This is a genomic window from Buttiauxella gaviniae, assembly GCF_040786275.1.
Lineage (GTDB): Bacteria > Pseudomonadota > Gammaproteobacteria > Enterobacterales > Enterobacteriaceae > Buttiauxella > Buttiauxella gaviniae_A.
Genome location: NZ_JBFMVT010000002.1, coordinates 178142 through 202701 on the forward strand (window position 1 = coordinate 178142; position 24560 = coordinate 202701).

Annotated in this window: 25 protein-coding genes; 3 read left to right on the forward strand and 22 right to left on the reverse strand. The window is 50.9% G+C overall.

Annotated features, from left to right (window positions below; all coding sequences use genetic code 11):
• The first annotated feature begins 122 nt into the window (after positions 1-122).
• Both AB1E22_RS01480 and AB1E22_RS01485 read left to right on the forward strand, forming a co-directional pair.
• On the forward strand, positions 123-2315 hold the full coding sequence (locus AB1E22_RS01480; protein WP_367593749.1) for a TonB-dependent siderophore receptor: 2193 nt from the start codon (positions 123-125) through the stop codon (positions 2313-2315).
• A gap of 140 nt (positions 2316-2455) precedes the next feature.
• Positions 2456-3484, forward strand: coding sequence for a Gfo/Idh/MocA family oxidoreductase (locus AB1E22_RS01485; protein ID WP_367593750.1), 1029 nt, complete (start codon positions 2456-2458; stop codon positions 3482-3484).
• Between the two features lie 53 nt (positions 3485-3537).
• On the opposite strand, the gene AB1E22_RS01490 is transcribed toward AB1E22_RS01485, so the two are convergent.
• From AB1E22_RS01490 to hinT, 8 genes are all read right to left on the reverse strand, one after another.
• Entirely contained in the window at positions 3538-4074 is a 537-nt protein-coding gene (locus tag AB1E22_RS01490) for a glycine zipper 2TM domain-containing protein (protein ID WP_367593751.1), read from the reverse strand.
• A 175-nt stretch (positions 4075-4249) separates the two neighbouring features.
• A complete protein-coding gene (locus tag AB1E22_RS01495) occupies positions 4250-5554 on the reverse strand; it encodes an NAD(P)/FAD-dependent oxidoreductase (RefSeq protein ID WP_367593752.1) in 1305 nt (434 codons plus the stop codon).
• A gap of 224 nt (positions 5555-5778) precedes the next feature.
• Positions 5779-6321 (reverse strand): alpha/beta hydrolase YcfP, encoded by a 543-nt coding sequence (gene ycfP / locus AB1E22_RS01500; protein ID WP_367593753.1) that lies wholly within the window; start codon positions 6319-6321, stop codon positions 5779-5781.
• Between the two features lie 42 nt (positions 6322-6363).
• Positions 6364-7389 (reverse strand): beta-N-acetylhexosaminidase, encoded by a 1026-nt coding sequence (gene nagZ / locus AB1E22_RS01505; protein ID WP_367597301.1) that lies wholly within the window; start codon positions 7387-7389, stop codon positions 6364-6366.
• Positions 7390-7400: 11 nt separating this feature from the next.
• Positions 7401-8258 (reverse strand): thiamine kinase, encoded by an 858-nt coding sequence (gene thiK / locus AB1E22_RS01510; RefSeq protein WP_367593754.1) that lies wholly within the window; start codon positions 8256-8258, stop codon positions 7401-7403.
• Entirely contained in the window at positions 8212-8808 is a 597-nt protein-coding gene (lpoB, locus tag AB1E22_RS01515) for a penicillin-binding protein activator LpoB (RefSeq protein WP_437178404.1), read from the reverse strand. The genes thiK and lpoB overlap by 47 nt, the downstream gene beginning before the upstream one ends.
• A 55-nt stretch (positions 8809-8863) precedes the next feature.
• On the reverse strand, positions 8864-9238 hold the full coding sequence (locus AB1E22_RS01520; RefSeq protein WP_367593756.1) for a YcfL family protein: 375 nt from the start codon (positions 9236-9238) through the stop codon (positions 8864-8866).
• 4 nt (positions 9239-9242) lie between these two features.
• Positions 9243-9599 carry a purine nucleoside phosphoramidase gene (hinT, locus tag AB1E22_RS01525; protein WP_367593757.1) on the reverse strand — a complete coding sequence of 119 codons (357 nt, stop codon included), beginning with the start codon at positions 9597-9599 and terminating at the stop codon, positions 9243-9245.
• Positions 9600-9961: 362 nt separating this feature from the next.
• On the opposite strand from hinT, the gene fhuE reads away from it, so the two are divergent.
• The gene (gene fhuE, locus AB1E22_RS01530) at positions 9962-12151 is read left to right on the forward strand and encodes a ferric-rhodotorulic acid/ferric-coprogen receptor FhuE (protein ID WP_367593758.1); all 2190 of its coding nucleotides are present in this window, start codon (positions 9962-9964) and stop codon (positions 12149-12151) included.
• Positions 12152-12265: 114 nt separating this feature from the next.
• Here the strand turns inward: fhuE and ptsG are convergent, their stop codons facing one another.
• From ptsG to yceD, 14 genes are all read right to left on the reverse strand, one after another.
• On the reverse strand, positions 12266-13699 hold the full coding sequence (gene ptsG, locus AB1E22_RS01535) for a PTS glucose transporter subunit IIBC (RefSeq protein WP_367593759.1): 1434 nt from the start codon (positions 13697-13699) through the stop codon (positions 12266-12268).
• Between the two features lie 301 nt (positions 13700-14000).
• On the reverse strand, positions 14001-14795 hold the full coding sequence (locus AB1E22_RS01540; protein WP_367593760.1) for a metal-dependent hydrolase: 795 nt from the start codon (positions 14793-14795) through the stop codon (positions 14001-14003).
• Positions 14796-14805: 10 nt separating this feature from the next.
• Positions 14806-15813, reverse strand: a complete 1008-nt coding sequence (holB, locus tag AB1E22_RS01545) for a DNA polymerase III subunit delta' (protein WP_367593761.1) — start codon at positions 15811-15813, stop codon at positions 14806-14808.
• Entirely contained in the window at positions 15813-16451 is a 639-nt protein-coding gene (gene tmk / locus AB1E22_RS01550) for a dTMP kinase (protein WP_367593762.1), read from the reverse strand. The genes holB and tmk overlap by 1 nt, the downstream gene beginning before the upstream one ends.
• Positions 16441-17463: a cell division protein YceG gene (yceG, locus tag AB1E22_RS01555; RefSeq protein WP_367593763.1), complete on the reverse strand. Its 1023-nt coding sequence runs from the start codon at positions 17461-17463 to the stop codon at positions 16441-16443. Before yceG ends, tmk begins: the two co-directional genes overlap by 11 nt.
• 10 nt (positions 17464-17473) lie before the next feature.
• The gene (pabC, locus tag AB1E22_RS01560) at positions 17474-18274 is read right to left on the reverse strand and encodes an aminodeoxychorismate lyase (protein ID WP_367593764.1); all 801 of its coding nucleotides are present in this window, start codon (positions 18272-18274) and stop codon (positions 17474-17476) included.
• A gap of 115 nt (positions 18275-18389) precedes the next feature.
• Positions 18390-19631 (reverse strand): beta-ketoacyl-ACP synthase II, encoded by a 1242-nt coding sequence (gene fabF, locus AB1E22_RS01565; RefSeq protein WP_367593765.1) that lies wholly within the window; start codon positions 19629-19631, stop codon positions 18390-18392.
• Positions 19632-19718: 87 nt separating this feature from the next.
• The gene (acpP, locus tag AB1E22_RS01570; protein ID WP_034456161.1) at positions 19719-19955 is read right to left on the reverse strand and encodes an acyl carrier protein; all 237 of its coding nucleotides are present in this window, start codon (positions 19953-19955) and stop codon (positions 19719-19721) included.
• Positions 19956-20110: 155 nt separating this feature from the next.
• Positions 20111-20845: a 3-oxoacyl-ACP reductase FabG gene (fabG, locus tag AB1E22_RS01575; protein WP_367593766.1), complete on the reverse strand. Its 735-nt coding sequence runs from the start codon at positions 20843-20845 to the stop codon at positions 20111-20113.
• Positions 20846-20859: 14 nt separating this feature from the next.
• Positions 20860-21789, reverse strand: coding sequence for an ACP S-malonyltransferase (gene fabD / locus AB1E22_RS01580; RefSeq protein WP_367593767.1), 930 nt, complete (start codon positions 21787-21789; stop codon positions 20860-20862).
• A 17-nt stretch (positions 21790-21806) separates the two neighbouring features.
• Complete coding sequence (locus AB1E22_RS01585; protein ID WP_367593768.1) at positions 21807-22760, reverse strand: beta-ketoacyl-ACP synthase III; 954 nt, start codon at positions 22758-22760, stop codon at positions 21807-21809.
• Between the two features lie 5 nt (positions 22761-22765).
• On the reverse strand, positions 22766-23800 hold the full coding sequence (gene plsX, locus AB1E22_RS01590; RefSeq protein ID WP_367593769.1) for a phosphate acyltransferase PlsX: 1035 nt from the start codon (positions 23798-23800) through the stop codon (positions 22766-22768).
• 12 nt (positions 23801-23812) lie between these two features.
• Positions 23813-23983: a 50S ribosomal protein L32 gene (rpmF, locus tag AB1E22_RS01595; RefSeq protein WP_073980962.1), complete on the reverse strand. Its 171-nt coding sequence runs from the start codon at positions 23981-23983 to the stop codon at positions 23813-23815.
• Positions 23984-23999: 16 nt separating this feature from the next.
• Positions 24000-24521: a 23S rRNA accumulation protein YceD gene (gene yceD, locus AB1E22_RS01600; RefSeq protein WP_367593770.1), complete on the reverse strand. Its 522-nt coding sequence runs from the start codon at positions 24519-24521 to the stop codon at positions 24000-24002.
• Between the last annotated feature and the right edge of the window lie 39 nt (positions 24522-24560).

A 24560-nucleotide genomic window follows, 5' to 3' on the forward strand; every position in this document is an offset into this window, starting at 1 on the left:
AGATTAATTTAAGAAATACTACCAATTGATATTGATAATGAGAACTGTTATCGGCAAAATTCAGCTCACTTTTATTTCAAAATATTTGCAAATGTTAATATTTTCCCATCCAAGGAATGATGATGACGCACAAAAACACGCGCTGGGTGCTTAACCCGCTGCTTCTGGCGATGATGGCACCGGCTTTCGCTCAGCAAACCTCCGAAGAAAACATTACGGTTTCAGCGAACCGCATGCACCGCACTGTGGCAGAAATGGCGCAGACGACCTGGGTTATTGAAGGCACTGAGCTTGAACAGCAGATTCAGGGGGGTAAGGAGCTGAAAGACGCCCTTGCACAATTAATCCCCGGCCTGGATGTGAGCAGCCAAAGCCGCACTAACTACGGCATGAATATGCGCGGTCGTTCTATTGTGGTGTTGGTGGATGGCGTGCGTTTGAACTCATCCCGAACCGATAGCCGCCAGCTCGATTCCATTGACCCGTTTAACATTGAGCACATTGAAGTGATCTCGGGTGCCACATCGCTTTACGGTGGCGGCAGTACCGGCGGGCTGATTAATATCGTCACGAAAAAAGGCCAGCCTGAAACGCAAATGGAGTTTGAAACCGGGATTAAATCCGGCTTCAACAGCAGCAAAGATCACGATGAACGCGTGGCAAGTGCGATTTCAGGCGGTAACGAAAATGCCTCCGGGCGCTTATCGGTGGCATACCAGAAATTTGGCGGCTGGTTTGACGGCAACGGCGATCAAACTCTGCTCGATAACACGCAGACCGGTTTGCAGTATTCCGATCGCCTTGATGTGATGGGTACCGGCACCATTCAAATTGATGAAACCCAGCAATTGCAGGTGGTGACGCAATATTATAAGAGCCAGGGTGATGATGATTACGGACTGAATTTAGGTGAAAACTTCTCCGCAGTAACCGGCAACGGTACGGCATTTGTCAGCGATAAACTAAACTCCGACCGCATTCCCGGCACCGAGCGCCATCTGATTAGCCTGCAATATTCCAACAGCGATTTCCTGGGCCAGGAAGTGGTCGGGCAAATTTATTATCGCGATGAATCGCTGACTTTCTATCCGTTCCCAACGCTGACGCGCAATACGGTGACCAGTTTCTCCGCCTCCCAACAGGATACCGATCAGTACGGCGCGAAGTTGGCGCTAACCAGTAAACCACTTGATGGCTGGCAGATGACTTACGGCCTGGATGCCGACCACGAGAGCTTTACCTCAAACCAGATGTTCTTTGATTTAGCGAAAGCCAACGCGTCGGGCGGGCTGAATAACCAAAGTATCTACACCACCGGGCGTTATCCTGGTTACACCATCACAAACTTTGCGCCGTTCCTGCAAAACAGCTATGACATCAACGATGTCTTTACCCTGAGCGGTGGCGTGCGCTACCAGTGGACTGAAAATAAAGTTGACGATTTTATCGGCTTTGCTCAACAGCAAGGCATTGCGAACGGGCTTGCCCGTTCGGCGGACTCCATTCCTGGCGGCAGCACCGATTACGACAATCTCTTGTTTAACGCGGGCATCCTGATGCACCTCACCGAACGCCAGCAAGCATGGTTTAATTTCTCGCAGGGTGTTGAGCTGCCAGACCCGGGCAAATATTACGGCAACGGCACTTATCGCCTGGTGAACGGCCATTACCAACTGGTAAACAGCGTTAACGTCGGGCAGTCAAAACTTCAGGGGATCAAGGTCGATTCTTATGAGTTAGGTTGGCGTTATACCGGCGATAGCCTGCGTAGCCAGGTTGCGGCCTACTATTCGTTGTCAGACAAATCGATCTCGATCAATCGAGCGGATATGACCATAAACGTCAAAGACGATAAGCGCCGAATTTATGGAGTTGAAGGTGCGTTGGATTACTTTATCCCGGATACCGTCTGGAGCACCGGCGTAAACTTTAACGTGCTGAAATCCGAAACCAAAGTCGATGGCAAATGGCAGAAGTGGGACGTGATTTACGCCAGTCCGTCGAAAGCCACCGCTTACGTTGGCTGGGCACCAGAGCCGTGGAGCCTGCGCGTCCAGAGCCAGCAAACTTTCGATTTAACCGATGCCAGCGACAACAAAATCAACGGTTATAACACCGTGGACTTTATCGGTAGCTACGCTCTGCCGCTTGGCAAACTCAGCTTTAGCATCGAAAACCTGCTGGATAAAGACTACACCACGGTCTGGGGCCAGCGTGCACCGCTACTGTATAGCCCAACCTACGGCAGCCCATCGCTTTATGAATATAAAGGCCGCGGACGCACCTATGGTGTGAACTACTCCTTACTGTTCTAAGATTTTTTCAGCAGGCTGATTAAAAACCAGCCTGCTTTTTACGCACGTACACATATTCTCACTCGACCGCAGCGCTATACTCATTTAAAACATAAGGACTCTAATGATAGATACGACTTATATTTCGTAGGATCTTAATTATGTTGGCAGGTTTTATTGGTTTAGGTTCGGTCATCGAAACGGCATATCTTCCGGCTTTACGCCGCCTCTCTTTCCCGGCTCTTGAATGTTACGGCTATGATGCCGATCCGGCTCGTCAGATTAATGGCATCTCGCGTTGTGAATCTCTTGAAACGCTGCTGGCTATGCCGCTCGACATTGTTCTGATCACCACCTCTTCGCTTCACCATCTTCCGGTGCTTGAAACCGTACTGCAAAGTCAGGTACCCGCGATTGTGGTTGAAAAACCGGTCGCCGCCACGCTTGAGCAGCTTGAGAAACTCCAGACACTACTCAAAGAACCGCAAATCGCCGCCCGTGTTCTGGCGTTAGATCACTGGATGGTTCGCACCCAGGCCTGCTCGCATATTCATAACATTAATGAAATAAGCCGTATTGAAGGTTTTTTACTTGAGCCAAGCGGCTTTAACACCGCGGGTGAAGCAATTGCCCTGAACTTTGCCACAGGAGAAGCGGATACTCGCCAACTGCGCCATCCGGATGGGGTGATTGCCGATATCGGCACCCATGTTCTCGCTATGATGCGTGAAACCGTTTATCAATCAGGTGGAAATGACAAATTAGTGGTTGAACTCAGCTACGCGCGAGACAGGCTCGGAAATGCGATTGCCAAAGGCGATTTCACCACCGCAGAAGGTGAAGCCCTATTAAGTGGCACGCTTGGTGATATTCCTTTTACGATTCACCTCAACAAGTACGCAGGGCCTGCGGGCGGGCAAAAAGGGATGCGTATTTATCTTAATGATGGGCAAATTATTAATATCGATCGTGAAGGCATGAATGAAGTGGTTGAGCGGATTTCCGCGGATAGAGTCGAGCGGCAGACGCTTGCTGGGCCGCTGTACGATCGTTGCCTGCATGACGTGGTGTTTGGCGAAAACCGACTTTTTTTGCAAGCCCCTGAAGAAGTCCCTGCGTACACCCAGAGACGAATTGCAGAGGTGACTGCATTGCTGGAATTGCAGCAGCAATTACGCGGCAGCCATTAAGCGGCCAATGAAAGTAAAAGCCCATCTTCCGGAGATGGGCTAAGTTCACACCGTTAAATTTTGTTCAAAACTAACTGGCCATTATCGTTGAGCGGGATCTGCGTGCCTGGGTCTTTATCCATGCGGATTTTGCCCTGTTGATCGCCGATACGATACGTTACGTCATACCCGAGCATTTTCTCTGATTTGTCGTATACGGTTTTACATTTCTGCTGAGTAGTGGTGTAGGTGTCACGCTCTTGCATGGTGCCTTGCACCTGATTCCCTGCGTACCCCCCGCCTAATGCACCCACAACGGTTGCCACATCTTTGCCTCGGCCACCGCCAAACTGGTGACCAATTACGCCACCGGCAACCGCACCGAGTGCAGAGCCGACGATACGGTTTTCATCCTGAACCGGACGACGATGAGTCACCGTTACGTTTCGGCATTCCTGACGTGGCGTTTTTACCGTTTCCTTGATTGGCGTCGCAGACACCACCTGTGCGTACTGAGGACCACGGTCAAACACATTCATGCTGGCAACCGCCGCCACACCCAGTGCTGCGGCCACACCGATACCTATACCCGCTAACATTGATTTATTCACAGGACATCCTCCTGATTGTGCAATTGCTTACAATTTTCAGCGGCAGAAGGGTTTTGACCAATCAGACAATGGATGAAAAATTCGAAGGCAAATGGGTAAAGCGGTTGTTTGAGAAAAATCCTACGCATTAAAAAACCCGGCACGTGGCCGGGTTTGGGGGTAACGCTAAAGGCGATTAGTGCAGTTTTAAACGCGGGCGAATAACGCGGTTAATACTACCCACCAGCATCATCAGACCGGTTTTGAAATAACCGTGCAGTGCCACCTGGTGCATACGATACAAAGAGATGTAGACGAAACGCGCCATGCGCCCTTCCACCATCATCGAACCCCGCATCAGGTTACCCATCAGGCTGCCCACGGTAGAGAATTTGGACAGCGAAACCAGAGAACCGTGATCTTTATAGATATAGGGTTTCTGCGGTTTATCTTTCATCTGCGCAAGAATATTGTTCAGCACCAGGGACGCCATCTGGTGAGCGGCCTGGGCACGAGGTGGCACGAAACCGCCTTCTGGACGCGCACAAGAAGCACAGTCGCCAATCGCGTAGATGTCCGGATCGCGTGTGGTTTGAAGCGTAGGCTCAGTGACTAACTGGTTGATACGGTTGGTTTCGAGGCCGCCGATATCTTTCATAAAGTCTGGTGCTTTAATGCCTGCCGCCCACACCATCAGGTCAGCCGCGATATATTCACCGTCTTTGGTATTCAGGCCACCCAAATCAGCAGAAGTCACCATAGTTTGCGTCAGAACGCGCACGCCCAGTTTGGTGAGCTCGCTATGCGCCGCCGCAGAAATTCGTGGTGGCAGCGCAGGCAGAATACGCTCACCCGCTTCAACCAGCGTCACATTCAGCGCTTCGTTAGTCAGGCCTTTGTAGCCATAGCTGTGCAACTGTTTCACCGCATTGTGCAGTTCCGCTGACAGCTCAACGCCGGTCGCCCCGCCGCCAACAATAGCAATATTCACTTTGCCGCTTGCGCCCAGGTTTGCGGAATACTTGAGGAACAGATTCAGCATTTCTGAGTGGAAACGACGCGCCTGATGCGGGTTATCCAGGAAGATACAGTTTTCTTTAACACCCGGCGTGTTGAAGTCGTTGGACGTACTGCCCAACGCCATTACCAGCGTGTCGTAAGGGATTTTGCGCTCAGGTACCAGCAATTCGCCTTTGTCATCGCGCAGCTCGCTTAACGTCAGGGTTTTGCTTTCGCGGTTAATATCAACCACGGAACCAAGCTGGAACTGGAAATGATGATTACGCGCGTGAGCCAGATAGCTCAGCGCATCCACGCCTTCGTCCAGAGATCCGGTTGCCACTTCGTGCAGCAGCGGTTTCCATAAATGGCTGTGGTTACGGTCGATCAGGGTAACCTTCGCTTTTTTGCCGCGGCCCAGTTTCTTCCCTAACTGAGTGGCCAGTTCAAGTCCGCCAGCACCACCACCGACAATGACAATTTTTCTTAATGGCGTAGTCAAAATGACCCCCTAAAATATTAACCAATTGTTAACTAAAGGTTATGAAAATAGCATTTAGTTAACAAAGAGTTAGCTGAACAAACTCACTAATGTGACCAAAGAATAACATGAATGGTGTATTGGTCATACCAAAATTGATGTGCATCAAATTTTATGCCGAAAAGATAAGCAAAAAAGGGCCAGCACATGGCTGACCCTTCTAATTATTGCGCCCTGCACCTGATCTAGCCGAGGGTTTTAAACGCTTTAATACGCTGTAAATGCGGAGAGATATTTTTGAATTTATGGGTCTGTTCCTGATCCCATACAATTTCATAGTAATGATGCAGCAATCCAGCGGCACGTACGTTATCCAGCGCTTCGTCATTGCGTGACAAAATCGCCAGGCAGCGATCGCGGTTTTTCTCGCGGAAGTTTTGCACACACTTGGTTGCAATATCGGTGTATTCCTCAGGGCGGTCTATTTTGCCTTCCATGTTCTCTTGTGGGAACAAATTCGGGTTAAAAATGACCTGACGAATATCACACAGAAAACCGATTCGCTCGGCCCAGAATCCCCCCAGCCCAACGCCGCAAATCAGCGGGCGTTCATCTGCACTGAGTTGCAACATCTTGTCGACTTCTTTGAGCAGATGCTGCATGTCGTGTTTCGGGTGCCGCGTGCTGTAGCTGATAAGCCGTACATCCGGATCGATAAACTGGAGTTGCAGCACCTTTTCATGGTTACCAGGACTGTTCGAATCGAAACCGTGTAAATAGATAATCATTGCATCCTCACCACACGAATTCAGGCCATTAGGCCCGAGGAGTTAAAGACCCGCCTTGTGGGCTTGCCACTGCTCATGCAGCGCCTCAAGTTGCTGGTTTGCTTCCTTCCAACGCGTAGAAGCCATCAGTTCCTGACGGGTAAATGAACCTTTATGATACAAACCTGTAACACGCTCTGCTTTGACCGGAGACAGGTTATCTAACACGCTAACCGCACCCTTACGATTATTGCAGACCAGGATCATATCGCAACCTGCATCCAGTGACGCCTGCCCACGTTCGGCATAACTGCCCATGATCGCCGCCCCTTCCATAGATAAATCATCAGAGAAGATGACCCCGTTAAAGCCAAGCTCAGCGCGCAAGACGGTTTTCAGCCAGTGCGGCGATCCGCTGGCGGGAAGTGGGTCTACATCGGTGTAGATAACGTGTGCGGGCATAATCGCATCAAGTTTGTTATCGGTAATTAACGAGCGGAATATCTGCATATCATGTTCACGAATCAGCGCTTCTTCGCGTGGGTCACGCGGCGTCTCTTTATGTGAATCGGCAGTAACTGCGCCATGCCCAGGGAAGTGTTTGCCGGTAGTTTTCATACCTGCGGCGTGCATGCCGTCGATAAAACGAGTCGCCATCGCCAGCGCTTTATGTGGATCTTCGTGATAGGAACGTTCGCCAATCGCGGCGCTGATGTGGCCAACATCCAGTACTGGCGCAAAGCTGATATCGATATCCATGGCAATCATTTCGCTCGCCATCAACCAGCCCGCTTCCACGGCAAGTTTACCGCCCTGCTCAAGACCATGTAATGCAGCGAAAGATTGCGCGGCAGGTAAACGCGTGAACCCGTCACGGAAACGCTGAACGCGCCCGCCTTCCTGGTCAACGGCAACCACCAGACGATGGCGAGATGCATCACGAATCTGGCGTACCAGCTCGCGCAGTTGCTCCGGGTCATGATAGTTGCGGGTGAACAGAATCAGCCCACCGACCAGGGGGTGTTTTAGAATTTCACGCTCTTCGGCATCCAGCTCAAAGCCTGCCACATCCAACATTACCGGGCCCACATCTACCTCTCTTATGGATTCGTTGCCCGCAGCAGGCACCAGGCCTCGTCTGCAAGGGTTAAAAATTGTTTGTCTTGGGTTTGTCGCCAGCGGCATTCATACCACGATGCCATCAACATAATCACCCAGGGTTGCCAGCGCCTGACCTGCTGGCTTAATACAGCCACTGGAATATGGCTTAGCTGCGCGTACGCACTGATTAACGGCTCAGGCTCTATATTGTTCGCCGCCACGATTGCCGCCAGCTCCAGCGCCACATCCCCATCCCCGGCATATTCCCAGTCGATAAGTTTTAAGCCTTCTGGCTGATGGACCAGATTACCAGCGTGAACATCCATATGCAGCGGAGCCAGGCGGAGCGGTTTTGGCTCGCCTCGCCTGCGCATATTTTTAAGCTGTTTTAACCAGGCCAAACTTCTTCGCTCGGCTGCCGCGCTCTGCCAGTAATATTCCAGCAGGGGTAACAGGCTGATTCGCCAGCCAAAACAGGGATGATGGTGCAAATCATACAACAATGATGTGAGCGTTTGCAGTGAGGGGAGTTCCGATTTCACCTCGCCATTTAACCATTCGACGATTAACCAACCTTTCGCCAGGCAAACGGGCCGAGGGCCAATCCCTTGCGTGATGTGTTTCAGCGCACGATGTTGACGCTTGAGTGATACACCGGGCATGGGCAATTCAAGCTGATGTCGGGCGACATATTCTTGAGTGCCGACGTTAAAATGCAGGCTGCCACCGCTCAATCCTTTAAGTTGCGAAAAGCAACCGGCGGCCTGAGCCGCCGGAAGGTATTGATCAATCACATTTTGCAGCGCTGAATTATTGCGTTTGTTGTACAGCACCGCTTCCTGACCAAATAATTTCACCGGTCTGCACCAGCATCAACTGCATTTTCAACGTCGGAGCATTTACGTTACCGCTTACATTGCTATAAAGCACATATTGCGCGCTAACGTTGCGGGCGATACCAATCGCTTTGCTGCGTGAACCCAGGCTGTCTTGCGGAGATAAACCCAGTTGCTGTTTGGCAATGGAGAGCTGCTGCGCAGAAACAAGGGTAAATTTGCTGTTATTGGCCAGCGCACCACGCAGTGCTTCTGTCGCTTTACCGGTTTGTAACGAACCATTGGTGTGGTTGTTGACGTTATCGACCAGCAGTACGCTACCGGCGGTTACACCGTCAGCTTGCAGCATTTTCCCGACCATCGGCTGCATGGCGCTGCCCCAGTCATAGCTACGTACTTTTGGCGTGGCAGGAATAGTGGGCTGCGGTTGCTCAATCGGGCCAGGCTGAGGCGGAACCGTCGGCACCGTTGGAACGGTCGGTTGCGGCTCAACGGGTTGTTGAGGCACAGGCTTCACTTCTTCCACAGGCGCAGGGGCTTCACTACGCTGAATACACCCGGTTAAAATCATCGCCGCAGCGAAAATGACCAGATATCGATGGATTCCCTTAATCAAAATTCACCCCTTATAAAGAGAGATAAAGACGGACTTTACGTGCGTCTGGATAACTGGCTATTGATGACACCGAAACGCTAGATTTCGCGGGTAGTGTAATCGTACGCGGTTTCTCAAGAGGATGGATTTCCAACCCTTTTGCGTCATACCAATAGAAACGATAGCTGATGTTCACAGGCTTTGACTGCTCATTATACAGTTGGGTATGTGAAACAGTGGCTCCGTTGTCAGTTGAAATTTCTGGTTTTTCAGCACTGATCCCCGCCGCCAGCACTGAGGCCTCCATAACCAATGCTTGCCCCTCGTTAACAGGAATAGCCGGTTTGGTACTGCATCCCACCATCAGTCCGACGGCAAGTAGCATTAACAGCGGGTTAGTTTTCATCAACTTATCCTTTATGCGCCAGCATCGGCCCAAGTACACGGCCACCCAGCAGGTGCATATGGATATGATAGACCTCCTGCCCGCCGTGGCGATTGCAATTCATAATCAAGCGATAGCCGTCTTCTGCAATCCCTTCTTGTTCCGCAATTTTTGCGGCAACAGTTACCATACGACCCAACGCAAGTTCATGGTCTGCGGTGACGTGGTTTACGGTTGGGATCAGGACATTAGGAATAATAAGGATGTGGGTAGGTGCCTGCGGCGATATGTCACGGAATGCAGTAACTAACTCATCTTGATAAACGATATCTGCCGGAATCTCGCGGCGAATAATTTTACTGAAAATAGTTTCTTCGGCCATGACGTTACCTTTGTTCATTAATTGCTGGCTATTTTTGTCTTATCAAACGGCGCCCAGAGCCGTCCTGAAAAGGCATAACGTAAGAGTATGAGCGAGTTAATCATACTCTTTCAACCTCAAGTCATTATTTCTTTATAGGACTTTTGTTTACGCGCCCTCTTCTCTTTATATAAGTCCGTGCAAAACACCTGATCAAAACGATATTTCATTTGCGGTGTAACATCTGTTTACACGCGATCGATGAATGAGTATATTTCTCATTTGCATTTTCATTAGCATACCATCTGCAAATGTAAGGTATTCAGCCACCGGACTTTTTTGGTGCTGAGACACAACTTCCAACAATGATTTAAGGGTTTAAGATGTCTTTAACCATTTCTACCAGGGATGGGCAGCGCACACCTGCCTGCGCTATTTCTATGCTGGCATCCTGTATTGCTTTTGCACTCATGCCATCAGCCGCGTTTTCTGCAACACAAAATACTGAAGAAACAATGGTCGTCGAGAATTCGGTCGCCAATACGGACAGCGCAGAAGATCACGATTACAGCGTTAAAACCACCACCAGCGGAACAAAAATGCTGCTGGTTCCACGCGATATTCCTCAGTCGGTCAGCATCATCAGCGAACAGCGAATGAAGGATCAAAAGCTGGAATCTCTGGGTGATGTGTTGAAAAATACCACCGGTATTTCTGAAAGCGTCGCTGACTCGGACCGCAGTTCTTTCTATTCGCGCGGCTTTTTGATCGACAACTATATGGTCGATGGCATTCCAACGCTGTTTGAATCACGCTGGAACCTGGGCGACGCGCTGACCGATACGGCAATGTATCAGCAAATTGAAGTGGTGCGCGGGGCTAATGGCCTGATGACCGGTACCGGCAACCCTTCCGCTGCGGTGAATATGGTGCGTAAACATGCCGATAGCCGTGAATTCCAGACCAATGTTTCTGCAGAGTATGGAAGCTGGAATAAACAGCGCTATGTGGCTGATATGTCTACTCCCCTGACAGACAACGGTAATATTCGTGGCCGCGTCGTGGCGGGTTATCAGGATAACGACAGCTGGCTTGACCGCTATAACCAAAAGAAAAAGTTCTTCTATGGCGTGCTGGATGCCGATCTCACCGAAGCCACTAGCCTCTCCGTTGGTTATGACTATCAGGAAACTAACGTCAATGATCCAACCTGGGGCGGGATCCCACGCTGGTATACCGATGGCAGCAAAACCAATCCGGATCGTAGCTATAGCACTGCGCCTGACTGGGCTTACAACGACAAAGAATCTCAACGCACTTTTGTTACGCTGAAACAAAAATTAAGCGACGACTGGCAGCTTACCGTCAACGGGACCCACACCGAAATGACGCTGGAAAGCAAGCAAATGTATCTGGATGGGCTGGTGGATAAGAACACCGGTTTGATGGTTAGCCCTTATGGCGCATCCTATCCATACGTGGGCGGCACCGGTTATAACACCGGGAAACGTAAAGTCGATGCACTTGATACGTTTGCCAATGGCTCTTATGAGCTGTTTGGTCGCCAGCATGAACTGATGGTCGGGACCAGCTATACCAAACAGAAAAATACCTATTTCAGCTCATGGGAAAACGTCAGCGATACGCAGCTCGGTAGTTTCAATGATTATGACGGTAACTTCCCGGAAACGGACTGGAGCCCACTGAGTCTCGCGCAGGAAGATACTGTTCATCAGAAATCTGCCTATATGGCGACACGTATCACCCTTGCCGACCCGCTACATGTCATCGTTGGGGCGCGTTATACCAAATACAATCTGCATACGTTAACGCAAGATCTGGAGAAAAATAACACCTCTCCTTATGCCGGTATTGTTTTTGATATCAATGACGATTGGTCAACCTATGCCAGCTATACCTCGGTGTTTAAACCGCAGACCGAACGCGATGTGCAAGGTAATTACCTGACCCCTATTACCGGGAATAACTACGAAGCGGGCTTAAAAGCAGACTGGCTGAATAGCCGTTTCACCACCTCACTGGCCGTGTTCCGTATTGAACAAGATAACCTCGCGCAATCTACCGGCGCGGTTATTCCTGGCAGCAATGGCGAAACAGCCTACCGTGAAGCTGACGGTACCGTGAGTAAAGGCGTTGAATTTGAAATTAACGGTGCGGTAACCGATGACTGGCAAATGACGCTGGGTGCCACCCGCTATATTGCAGAAGACAGCGAAGGCAATGCGGTTAACCCGAATCTGCCACGTACCTCGGTAAAACTCTTCAGCAGCTATCGTTTGCCAATGCTGCGCGAGCTGACTGTTGGCGGCGGTGTGAACTGGCAAAACCACGTGTGGTCTGACGTTTCAGTCCCGGGTGGCACCTTCCGTGCGGAGCAAGGCAGCTATGCGCTGGTTGATTTGTTCGCGCGTTATCAGGTGACCAAAGCCTTCTCCGTCCAGGCGAACCTCGATAATCTGTTCGACAAAACCTACGACACCAATATCGATAGCCGTTCAATCGTTTATGGCGCACCGCGTAACTTCTCGGTGAGTGCTAATTACGCTTTCTAACGTGCTCAATGGCGGATAACGCAAGCTTATCCGCCCAACAAAGAAGCAGTGTGAAGAATGAAGGCAATAAAAAAGGGAGGCCAATGGCCTCCCTTAGTTCTCCCCAACTTCTTCTTAGCTGTTACGGATCCACTCATCCATTTCAGTTTTCAGGTTATCGGATTTAGTACCGAAGATTGCCTGAACACCTGAACCAGCTACCACTACACCTGCTGCACCCAATTTCTTCAGGCCAGCCTGGTCGACTTTAGAGATGTCGGCCACGCTAACACGCAGACGGGTAATACACGCATCCAGGTTAGTGATGTTTTCTTTACCGCCGAAAGCGCTAACCAGAGCCGGTGCCATTTCGCTTGTGGAAGTAGCAGAGGTCTCGGAAGTTGCGTCTTCACGACCTGGGGTTTTCAGGTCCAGCGCTTTAATCAGCACACGGAACACGGTGTAGTAAATCGCCGCGTAGCACAGGCCAATGATTGGGAACAGCCACAGTTTGCTGCTGTTACCGCTCAGCACGATGAAGTCAATCAGACCGTGTGAGAAGGAAGTCCCGTCACGCATACCCAGCAGGATACAGATTGGGAACGCCAGGCCTGCCAGAATCGCGTGGATTACGTACAGGATTGGAGCAACGAACATGAAGGAGAACTCGATTGGCTCGGTAATACCGGTCAGGAACGAGGTCAACGCAGCGGAGATCATGATACCGCCGACTTTTGCACGGTTCTCAGGTTTAGCTGAGTGCCAGATTGCGATAGCCGCAGCAGGCAGACCGTACATTTTGAACAGGAAGCCACCAGACAGTTTGCCCGCAGTTGGGTCGCCTGCCATATAACGTGGGATATCACCGTGGAATACCTGGCCCGCCGCGTTGGTGTATTCACCAATTTGCATCTGGAATGGAACGTTCCAGATGTGGTGCAGACCAAATGGTACCAGGCAACGTTCTACGAAGCCGTAGATACCGAATGCCACAACCGGGTTCTGGTAAGCAGCCCACTGTGAGAAGGTCTGAATAGCCGTACCGATTGGAGGCCAGATGAAGGACAGCACAACGCCCATGAAGATCGCAGCCAGACCAGAGATGATCGGTACGAAACGTTTACCCGCGAAGAAGCCCAGGTATTCTGGCAGCTTGATGCGGTAGAAACGGTTAAACATGTACGCGGCAATGGCACCAGAGATAATACCGCCCAGAACACCGGTATCAGCCAGGTGTTTTGACGCGATTTCTTCAGCAGGCAGATGCAGAACCAGCGGTGCAACCACAGCCATGGTTTTCACCATGATGCCGTAAGCAACCACAGCGGCCAGCGCGGAAACGCCATCGTTGTTGGTGAAGCCCAGCGCGACACCGATTGCGAAGATCAGCGGCATGTTGGCGAAAACTGAACCGCCCGCTTCCGCCATAACATGAGAAACCACGGCTGGCAGCCAGCTGAAGTTTGCAGAACCGACGCCCAGCAGGATACCTGCGATAGGCAGTACGGATACTGGCAACATCAGCGATTTACCCACCTTTTGCAGGTTAGCAAATGCATTCTTAAACATAATTGAGAGTGCTCCTGAGTATTTGTGCTTTTTTTTACGCGTTATGCGCATCGGACCGTGGGGAGATCCGGTCCATAAACAGGCATCTAAGCGCCTTTTGATTTATTACGCAGAGTAAAATAAATCGACGAAAGTTTGTTTGACAGCCATCACGTTTCTCTAAAAGCCATATGAAAAACTTTCATAAATTTACAAAACGCGTTTCTAAATGTTACAAAATGAACGTGCACCGCCCTTTTTGTGGCGGTGCACTTTACTCGCTTCGATCATTAATTACGAGCTTTAAAATAAGTTAGATTTATCAGACGGATTGTAAGCGGGAGTCAGGAATATGGAACAACGTAGCGAAGTTTTTTGTCGTCGCAACGGCCAACTCCTCGAGTGAAACGCCTTTCAACACCGCCATATATTCCGCTACGTCGCGCGTCATTGCCGGTTGATTTTCCTTACCACGATGCGGCACTGGCGCAAGGTAAGGAGAATCTGTCTCCACCAGGATGCGATCCAGTGGCACATAACGCGCCGCTTCCCTGAGTTGTTCAGCATTGCGAAACGTGAGAATCCCAGAGAAAGAGATGTAAAAGCCCATATCGAGCAATTTTCCAGCAGTTTCTCTGTCTTCCGTAAAACAGTGTAGTACCCCACCGCAGTCTGTCACTTTCTCTTCGTGAAGAATGGCGAGCGTATCAGCGCGTGCATCTCGGGTGTGCACAATCACAGGCTTGTTAAGTTCCCGCCCGATCTGGATATGATGGCGGAAAGACTCCTGCTGGCGCGGCTTGGTTTCAGGCGTGTAAAAATAATCCAGGCCAGTCTCACCCAGCGCAACGACGCCCGGATCTGCAGCCAGACGGCGAAGCTCCTCAACATCATACGTTTCGTCCTGATTCAGCGGGTGCACACCACATGAATAAGCGACGTTGTGACGTTCGCCCACCAGTTTACGCATATCACGATAACCATTAAGCGTGGTTGCCACCGCGAGGCAAAACTTCACATCACGCGCGGCAGCTTTTTCCAGAACGTCATCAACGCTTTTATGCAGGGATTGGTAATCAAGACCATCGAGGTGGCAATGTGAATCAACCAGGAACATACAGATACTCTTAAAGATGGAAAGGAGGAAGGACCGCACCCGGTTGCATTAAACGCTCCCAGGTGAGCAATTGTTCAGTCAGCAATAATTCACGGTTTACGCCTACGACGGTGAGCAGCGCTTCACGACAGGTAAACCAGTTATGCAATATGGCTTGTAACATCGCAGGCGTCGCGCTGTTGGCAAGGTTCGCCACCAGAGGCTGCTGATCATCGTTGGTGAGCCAGGACGCGGCCCCTTGCTGCCATTTTAGTGCATCAACCAGCAGGGAGCATAACCAGTGAACGCGAACGGTCGCATCATCACTGTTTAATGCGGGCAGCAACGCTAACATATTTTTAGTCGCACAGGCTTCGTTAAGTTTTTCGCACAATAGCTGCCGCTGTTTCCACGACTCAGGTTGCAGCAAGGCCAGAGCACCAGCGGGAGCGCCAGAGCTTAAACGCAGTGCGGCACGTAAGTGAGCGCTATCTAATGATATTTCACGCGCAAGCCATGCCAGAGCAAAGGTTTCATCAGGCGGCGTTAAATACCAGTACAGGCAGCGGCTACGCAGCGTGGCGGGCAAACGAGCCGGTTCCCGGCAGCCAAGGAAAAACCAGGTATTCGCTGGCGGCTCTTCGAGAGTTTTTAGTAACGCGTTGGCCGCCGCTTCGGTAAGCAAGCCGGCATCTTCCAGCCATACGACTTTTGCCCCCCCCTGCTGAGCATGGCTATACAGCTTTTCGGTGATCTCGCGGATAGCGTCAATCCCGAGGCTCGATTTACCTTTCTCAGGGGCGACTACATAGCTATCGGGATGTGTTCCTGCCTGCATCAACTGACAACTGCGGCATTGACCGCAGCTTTTACTGCCCTGTGGCTTCTGGCACATCAGCCAGCGTGTGAGCGCGTAAATTAGCGCGTCATCACCCATGCCCGCAAGTGAATGAAGCAGTAACGCATGGTGACCACGCCCGGCCTGATACTGGCTGAGAATTTGCTCAAACGGCGCGCGTAACCATGGGTACCATTTCATTACGCCAGCCCCTTAGCCCACTCAAGCACGGCGTTACGCACGTCTTGTGAAACGTCATCCAGCGATTGGGTGGCATCAATGGTGCGAATACGGCTATCGTTCGCCGCAAGCTCCAGATAACGCGCACGGGTGCGGTTAAAGAAGTCGACAGACTCCTGCTCAATGCGATCGAGTTCGCCACGCGCTCGCGCTCGGGTCAGGCCAACTTCTGGCGTAACATCCAGATAAATCGTCAGGTCCGGGTAAAAATCACCGAGCACCGTATTGCGCAGCGCCATCAGTAACTCTTGATCGATACAGCGGCCGCCGCCCTGATAGGCCTGGGTTGAAAGATCATGACGGTCGCCAATCACCCATGCGCCGCGTGACAGCGCCGGCTTGATAACCGTTTCAACTAATTGCACACGCGCCGCGTAGAACATCAGCACTTCTGCTTTATCCGTCACGATTTCATCGCCGATGCCTTTGTTATTCAGCGTCAACTCGCGCAATCTTTCTGCAAGCGGCGTGCCGCCTGGCTCACGCGTGAATACCAGGTCAGTAACCCCCAGCTCTTTTAAGGTCGCAACCACCACGTTATGCGCGTTAGTTTTCCCTGCTCCTTCGAGCCCTTCGATGACGATAAATTTACTGACCATTCTTGTCCTTCAGTGCTTTGATATACGCCTGCACAGCCTGATTATGGCTTGCCAGGTTCGTATTAAATGTGTGACCGCCCTTTCCATCCGCAACAAAATAAAGGTAAGGCGTTTTCGCTGGGTGGGCCGCAGCCTGTAATGACGCATCCCCTGGAATAGCAATTGGCCCCGGCGGCATACCGCTAATGACATAGGTATTATACGGCGTCGGCGTTTCCAGATCTTTGCGCGTCAGTTTACCATTGTAACTTGCGCCCATACCGTAAATTACAGTGGGATCGGTTTGTAAACGCATGCCGATTCGTAGACGGTTAATGAACACCGATGCGACCTGATCGCGTTCCTGTGCGACTGCCGTTTCTTTCTCAATAATCGAGGCCATGGTGACCAAATCATTTTGAGATTTATACGGCAGCCCCTCTTTTTTACCGTCCCATGCAACCTGCACCGCTTTAACCATACGATCATGTGCACGCTTTAACAGTGCGGTATCCGTGGTATTGGCGGTATAAAGCCATGTATCCGGGAAGAACCAGCCCTCCACCCACTCAGGGTTTTCGAATTTTAAGGCTTCGGCAACGGTGGCATAGCTGTCATCTTTAAGCGTGTGCTGGATAAACGGCGCTTCGCGCAGCTGTTTTAGCCAGTCACTCAGGCGCGTGCCTTCCACAAAGCGAATCGGGAATTGGGCTTCTTTGCCGCTGGCTAACAATTTAAGCATATCCCGGACGGTCATTTGTGGAGTAAAACGGTAGGTTCCTGCTTTGAACTTCGCCAGATCTGGCTCCACTTTTAACAGCCACTGAAAGACTCGCGGGCGATTAAGCAGTTTCTCATCATATAACTGCTTACCTAACGCCAGGCGGCCCGTACCCGGTTTCAGGGTAAATATGGTTTCTTGCGTAATGGTCAGGTGGCTGTCAGCAAGCTTACGGACTTTGTATAAGCCCACGCCTGCCGCCACGCCGAACAGCACCAACAATAGCAGAAAGAAACGTAGCATCTTTTTCATGGGAAATCGGTTACTCACACAGTGGCGCTAAAAATTGATAAAGCTCGCGAGACTCAAATCGCCAGGATTGCGCCTGATTAACAGGGATCACTGGCATCAATGCGTTACAAATCAGTACCTCATCAGCCTGAGCCAAGGTGTCCAATTTTTCTCGCACTTCGGTTATCTGCCAGGATGAACCGGCAAGACAGGCGATAATATGCTGGCGCATGGTGCCATTTACACCAGATTTATCTATATTGGGCGTAAACACCTGAGATCCTTTACGCCAGAACAAATTAGCGGCACAGCATTCCGTAAGCCACCCATCGCTGTCAAGAACCAGGGCTTCTTGAGCTGACGTCTGTTCAAGATGCGTACGAATCAGCACCTGTTCGAGGCGATTAAGATGTTTAATACCTGCAAGATGGGGGTTGATGCCTAATTGAATCGGGCTTAATGCAAGGCTTATTCCCTGTTCACGCCATTGCGGATAAAAACCAGGATAAGCGGAAACGCTAAGCAGGCGAGCAGGATGCAGGCAATTTGCAGCGCTATAACCTCGCCCCCCCTGACCGCGCGTAATAACTACTTTCAGGACAGCTAATTGCTCGGCCGCCGCCATCTGCTGCATTTCAGTCTCAAGCAAAGACCATTCGACAAACGGGATCAGAAGTTTTTCACAGGCATGTTTTAACCGGTCGATATGCTGTTCTAAAAAACGAACCTTACCGTTAACAACACGCGCCGTAGTGAAACAGCCGTCACCAAACTGCACTGCGCGATCGTTTGCAGGTAAGTGTGCCGTTAACTCACCATTGATTAAATACATAACAACTCCCAAATGTTCTGTGAGTTAAGAGTGCCAGTGCAGGAAGGATGCAGCAAGAGAAGGGAGACGTGAGATGCATAAAGGGCCCGCAAGCGAGCCCTTTATGATTGGCTGATTAGACCTTTTTAAAGATCAATGAGCCGTTTGTACCACCAAACCCGAAGGAGTTACACAGAGTGTACTCCATTCCTTTCACCTGGCGCGCTTCATGAGGAACAAAGTCCAGATCGCAACCTTCGTCAGGATTATCGAGGTTAATTGTTGGTGGAATCGCCTGATCGCGCAGCGCGAGCACGGAGTAGATTGACTCTACCGCCCCCGCAGCACCTAACAGGTGACCGGTCATAGACTTGGTTGAGCTCACCAAAACACGGTAGGCGTCTTCACCAAAAATAGTCTTAACCGCCTGCGTTTCAGCTTTATCGCCAGCTGGCGTAGAGGTGCCATGGGCGTTCACATAACCCACCATGCCTGGAGTAATACCTGCATCACGCAAAGCATTTTCCATAGCCAGTGCAGCACCCGCCCCATTTTCTGGCGGAGAAGTCATGTGATAAGCATCGCTGCTCATACCAAAACCAACGACTTCTGCGTAGATTTTCGCGCCACGTTTTTTAGCATGTTCGTACTCTTCGAGTACCATCATGCCCGCGCCATCACCCAGCACAAAACCATCACGGTCTTTATCCCACGGACGGCTTGCCGCTTGCGGGTTTTCATTGCGAGTTGAGAGCGCACGCGCAGCACCAAAGCCACCCACGCCTAACGGTGTACTGGCTTTCTCTGCACCACCTGCCAGCATAGCGTCTGCATCGCCATAAGCGATCATACGCGCTGCCTGACCGATGTTATGCACACCAGAAGTACACGCTGTAGCGATGGAAATGCTTGGCCCACGCAGGCCGAACATAATGGTCAGGTGACCTGCCACCATATTTACGATAGTAGACGGTACAAAGAACGGGCTGATCTTACGTGGGCCACCGTTCACCAGAGAGGTGTGGTTCTCTTCGATAAGACCCAGACCACCAATACCAGAACCGATAGCGGCGCCGATACGGATTGCGTTCTCTTCCGTTACTTCCAGACCAGAATCCAGCATGGCCTGGTGGCCAGCAACAATTCCATATTGAATGAAGGCATCCATTTTGCGCTGTTCTTTGCGCGAAATGATGTCGTCACAGTTAAAATCCTTTACTAAGCCAGCAAATTTCGTTGCATAGGCGCTAGTATCGAAATGGTCGATTAGGCTGATGCCACTCTGACCGGCAAGGAGAGCTTTCCAGGTAGACTCTACGGTATTGCCGACAGGAGACAACATGCCCAGTCCGGTCACAACTACACGACGCTTAGACACGTTTGTCCTCCAGGGAGGGAAAAAATAGGACTTGTGGGACAATTAGATAAAACTCAGGCGGTCGAATGACCGCCTGGAGATGTTCACTTACGCCTGGTGACCGTTGATGTAATCAATGGCAGCCTGAACGGTGGTGATTTTCTCAGCTTCTTCGTCCGGAATCTCAGTATCAAACTCTTCTTCCAGAGCCATTACCAGCTCAACGGTGTCAAGAGAATCAGCGCCCAGGTCCTCTACGAAGGAAGCGGAGTTGATAACTTCTTCCTGCTTAACGCCCAGTTGTTCGCCAATAATTTTCTTAACGCGTTCTTCGATAGTGCTCATACTCTTAAATTTCCTATCAAAACTCGCTTTCGCGATGGTTTTCGTAGTGTATAAAATGTTGAAAAAGATGCAACTAAATCCCGGCAGGTCATACCACGATTTTACGCTATTTTGCGGGCATTCGCCCAAATAACGCAAATAGTTTTATATCGTGGTTAAACCATATACATTCCGCCATTGACGTGCAGGGTCTCACCAGAGATGTAACCCGCCTCGTCAGAGGCTAAAAATGCAACAGCACTGGCGATTTCTTTTGCGTCGCCTAAACGACCCGCTGGAACTTCCGCCAGTATACCCGCACGCTGTTCATCAGAAAGCGCACGCGTCATGTCCGTTTCAATAAAGCCCGGAGCAACAACGTTTACAGTAATACCACGTGACGCAACTTCGCGCGCCAGAGATTTACTGAAACCGATCAGACCTGCTTTCGCCGCAGCGTAGTTAGCCTGACCAGCATTTCCCATGGTACCAACCACAGAACCGATAGTGATAATACGACCATGACGCTTTTTCATCATAGCGCGCATTACCGCTTTTGACAGACGGAAAACTGATGACAGATTGGTTTCGATAATATCGTTCCATTCGTCATCTTTCATGCGCATTAACAGATTATCACGAGTGATACCGGCATTATTGACCAGAATGTCCACTTCGCCAAATTCTGCGCGAATATTTCCTAAAACAGCTTCGATAGACGCCGGATCGGTCACATTCAACATATAACCTTTACCGTTTTCGCCCAGATAATCACTGATCGCCTGCGCACCGCTTTCGCTGGTCGCAGTACCGATAACTTTCGCACCGCGGGCCACTAAGGTCTCCGCGATTGCGCGGCCGATACCGCGGCTTGCGCCGGTTACCAGCGCAATTTTTCCTTCAAAACTCATGGGTTTCCCTCGTCTTATTGCTCGAGCGCCGCTGACAGTGCGACCGGCTCGTTAATCGCCGAAGCAGTCAGTGTGTCAACAATACGTTTTGTCAGACCAGTCAATACTTTACCCGGCCCTACTTCCAGCAACTGGGTCACACCCTGCGCTGCCATAAATTCTACAGATTTAGTCCACTGTACTGGGCTGTAAAGCTGACGTACCAGAGCGCTACGGATAGCTTCTGGCGAAGTCTCACATTTCACGTCTACGTTATTCACAACCGGAACAGCAGGCGCGTTGAAAGTGATGTTTTCCAGAGCCACGGCCAGTTTATCTGCCGCAGGTTTCATCAGTGCGCAGTGCGAAGGCACGCTTACAGGCAGTGGCAAAGCGCGTTTTGCGCCGGCGGCTTTACAAGCAGCACCCGCACGCTCAACGGCGTCTTTGTTCCCCGCGATGACGACCTGGCCCGGAGAGTTAAAGTTCACCGGAGAAACCACTTCGCCCTGAGCGGATTCTTCACAGGCTTTAGCAATAGACGCATCATCAAGACCGATGATCGCATACATTGCGCCAGTGCCCGCAGGAACCGCTTCTTGCATCAATTTGCCGCGTAATTCGACCAGACGTACCGCATCTGCGAAATCAATCACGCCAGCACACACCAGCGCTGAATATTCACCCAGGCTATGCCCTGCCATCATTACAGGGGTTTTGCCACCCTGCTGCTGCCAGACGCGCCACAAAGCGACAGAAGCGGTCAGCAATGCAGGCTGTGTCTGCCAAGTTTTGTTCAGCTCTTCTGCTGGACCTTGTTGAGCCAGAGCCCACAGATCATAGCCCAACGCGTCAGAAGCTTCACGGAAGGTTGCTTCAACAACAGGGTTTTCTGCTGCGATTTCTGCCAGCATACCTACTGCTTGCGAACCTTGCCCAGGGAAAACAAAAGCAAATTGAGTCATGGTTAAATCCCTAATAATCAAAAACGAACCAGTGCTGAACCCCAGGTGAATCCGCCGCCGAACGCTTCCAGCAATATCAGTTGGCCACGTTGGATCCGTCCATCACGAACTGCTTCATCCAGTGCTGCCGGAACGGAAGCCGCTGAGGTGTTACCGTGGCGATCAAGGGTAACAACGACGTTATCCATCGACATCCCCAGCTTTTTCGCCGTCGCGCTGATAATGCGCAGGTTTGCCTGATGTGGCACTAACCAGTCGAGCGCAGAGCGGTCGAGATTATTAGCCGCCAGGGTTTCGTCAACGATGTGAGCAAGCTCAGTCACCGCAACTTTAAATACTTCATTGCCCGCCATGGTCAGGTGAATCGAATTTTCAGGATTCACGCGATCGGCATTTGGCAGCGCCAGCAGGTCACCGTAGCTACCATCGGCATGCAGGTGGGTGGAAATGATGCCCTGCTCTTCAGAAGCGCCAAGCACAACGGCACCGGCACCATCACCAAAAATAATAATCGTTCCACGATCGGTTGGATCACAGGTGCGAGCCAAAACGTCAGAACCAATAACCAGCGCGTGTTTTACCGCACCGGACTTAACGTACTGGTCAGCAATGCTTAACGCGTAGGTGAAACCCGCACAAGCGGCAGCGACATCAAACGCCGGGCAACCTTTAATTTCCAGCATCGCCTGAATCTGACAGGCAGCACTTGGGAAAGCGTGTGTCGAGGACGTTGTTGCAACAATGATTAAGCCAATGTCGGACTTATCAATACCGGCCATTTCCAGGGCGCGAGTTGCTGCCGTGAAACCCATCGTTGCCACGGTTTCGTTTGGCGCTGCAATATGGCGTTCACGAATACCTGTACGGGTGACAATCCACTCGTCAGAAGTATCCACCATTTTTTCCAGATCGGCGTTGGTGCGCACGTGTTCAGGCAGGAAGCTGCCCGTACCAATAATCTTCGTATACATGTACGTCAGTCACTCTTGGGTAATACAGATTCCAGGCGGGCAGCAATCCGCGAAGGGACTTGCCGCGCCACCGCCTGCACTGCCTGTTCAATCGCGACAACAAACGCTCGCTGATTGGCCGCACCATGACTCTTAATCACGGTGCCGCGCAATCCTAACAGACAGGCGCCATTATACTGGTCGGGGTTGAGGTGACTGAATCGCCTTGTCAGGCTTTTTTGTAACCAATGTTTCAATATAATCAGCCACCACGACCGTTTTTTCCCTTCGCCTTGTGATTTCAAAAGCGAGAGGAACATTCTCGCTACCCCTTCCATCGTCTTGAGAGTGACGTTTCCGACAAAGCCATCACATACCAGCACATCGGTTTTTCCCGTCAACAACTCGTTAGCTTCAAGATAACCAATATAGTTGATAGAAGGCATTGTTTTTAATAAGGCTGAGGCATCGCGAATACTGTCGAGACCTTTCGTCTCTTCTTCGCCAATGTTCAGCAATGCGACCCTAGGTGCAGAAATGCCGAGAACTTCCTCTGCCATTACCGAACCCATAATCGCGAATTGCACCAGCATATTGCTGTCACAATCGACATTCGCGCCGAGATCCAGCACGACTGTTTTGCCTTTTTGCTGATGCGGTAATACCGTCATCAGTGCCGGGCGCTCAATCCCTTCTATCGGTTTGAGCAATAATTTAGCCAGCCCCATTAGTGCACCGGTATTGCCTGCACTAACACAAGCTTGCGCTCGCCCTTCTTTCACTAACTCAAGAGCCACTCGCATTGAGGATCCGCGACTATTTCGGATCGCTTGCGAAGGTCTTGCATCACTGGCAATAACCGACTCCGCAGGCACAATCTGCGCACGTGAGCGTTTTTCAAAATCAGCTTTGGCAAGTAATGGCGTGATGGCGTCGGGATCGCCGACTAATAGAAGGTTTAACTCGGAGTTAGAGTCCAGTGCCTGCAATGCTGCAGGCACTGTCACGGAAGGACCGAAGTCCCCACCCATGGCATCTAACGCAAGGGTTAGACGTGTCAAGGTATCGCCAGATTACTTAGCGATAACCTTGCGGCCGCGGTAGTAACCGTCGGCGGTGATGTGGTGACGCAGATGAGTTTCGCCAGAAACTTTGTCCACGGACAGGGTAGCTGTGGTCAGCGCGTCATGGGAACGACGCATGCCACGTTTGGAACGGGTTGGTTTATTCTGTTGTACGGCCATGGACCTTACTCCTCAATTACTTACGCTTTAAACTGGCTAATACGGCAAATGGGTTTGGTTTCTCCGCCTCGGAAGGCAGTTTGCCAAAGACCATGTCCGCCTCGGACACTTCACAGTGTTCAGAATCATGCACCGGAACCACTGGCAAGGAGAGGATAATTTCATCTTCAACCAGAGCCAGAAGGTCGATTTCACCAAATTCGTTGACCTGAACTGGTTCATATCCTTCCGGGAGTGCTTCAGCCTGCTCGTCTTTGACGATCGGGCTAAAACAATACTGTGTGTAGACCTGATGAGCAAACGGCTTTCCGCAACGCTGACATTCCAATGTTACCGAAACCTTCGCATCACCGGTAAGAACCGCAAGGCGTTGGTTATCGATAGCAAATCGCATATCGCATTCCACATCACTGTCTACACTGACTACAAACTCGGCGACGCGCTCTACCTGAATAGGGGTGTAAACACCCTGGTAATCAAGGCGTTTTTGAGCCGTACGAACCGGATCGAGAGTCAGGGGTAATTTTACTTTTTGCATAGGGCGCGCATATTAACTTTGTAACGTCATAGAGTCAAA

Coding starts and splice junctions, on each gene's coding strand:
- AB1E22_RS01480 (WP_367593749.1), top strand. CDS start 123: ATGACGCACAAAAACACGCGCTGGGTGCTTAACCCGCTGCTTCTGGCG.
- AB1E22_RS01485 (WP_367593750.1), top strand. CDS start 2,456: ATGTTGGCAGGTTTTATTGGTTTAGGTTCGGTCATCGAAACGGCATAT.
- ycfP (WP_367593753.1), bottom strand. CDS start 6,321: ATGATTATCTATTTACACGGTTTCGATTCGAACAGTCCTGGTAACCAT.
- lpoB (WP_437178404.1), bottom strand. CDS start 8,808: ATGATTTTAACCGGGTGTATTCAGCGTAGTGAAGCCCCTGCGCCTGTG.
- AB1E22_RS01520 (WP_367593756.1), bottom strand. CDS start 9,238: ATGAAAACTAACCCGCTGTTAATGCTACTTGCCGTCGGACTGATGGTG.
- hinT (WP_367593757.1), bottom strand. CDS start 9,599: ATGGCCGAAGAAACTATTTTCAGTAAAATTATTCGCCGCGAGATTCCG.
- fhuE (WP_367593758.1), top strand. CDS start 9,962: ATGTCTTTAACCATTTCTACCAGGGATGGGCAGCGCACACCTGCCTGC.
- ptsG (WP_367593759.1), bottom strand. CDS start 13,699: ATGTTTAAGAATGCATTTGCTAACCTGCAAAAGGTGGGTAAATCGCTG.
- AB1E22_RS01540 (WP_367593760.1), bottom strand. CDS start 14,795: ATGTTCCTGGTTGATTCACATTGCCACCTCGATGGTCTTGATTACCAA.
- holB (WP_367593761.1), bottom strand. CDS start 15,813: ATGAAATGGTACCCATGGTTACGCGCGCCGTTTGAGCAAATTCTCAGC.
- tmk (WP_367593762.1), bottom strand. CDS start 16,451: ATGGTCAGTAAATTTATCGTCATCGAAGGGCTCGAAGGAGCAGGGAAA.
- yceG (WP_367593763.1), bottom strand. CDS start 17,463: ATGAAAAAGATGCTACGTTTCTTTCTGCTATTGTTGGTGCTGTTCGGC.
- pabC (WP_367593764.1), bottom strand. CDS start 18,274: ATGTATTTAATCAATGGTGAGTTAACGGCACACTTACCTGCAAACGAT.
- acpP (WP_034456161.1), bottom strand. CDS start 19,955: ATGAGCACTATCGAAGAACGCGTTAAGAAAATTATTGGCGAACAACTG.
- fabG (WP_367593766.1), bottom strand. CDS start 20,845: ATGAGTTTTGAAGGAAAAATTGCGCTGGTAACCGGCGCAAGCCGCGGT.
- fabD (WP_367593767.1), bottom strand. CDS start 21,789: ATGACTCAATTTGCTTTTGTTTTCCCTGGGCAAGGTTCGCAAGCAGTA.
- AB1E22_RS01585 (WP_367593768.1), bottom strand. CDS start 22,760: ATGTATACGAAGATTATTGGTACGGGCAGCTTCCTGCCTGAACACGTG.
- rpmF (WP_073980962.1), bottom strand. CDS start 23,983: ATGGCCGTACAACAGAATAAACCAACCCGTTCCAAACGTGGCATGCGT.
- yceD (WP_367593770.1), bottom strand. CDS start 24,521: ATGCAAAAAGTAAAATTACCCCTGACTCTCGATCCGGTTCGTACGGCT.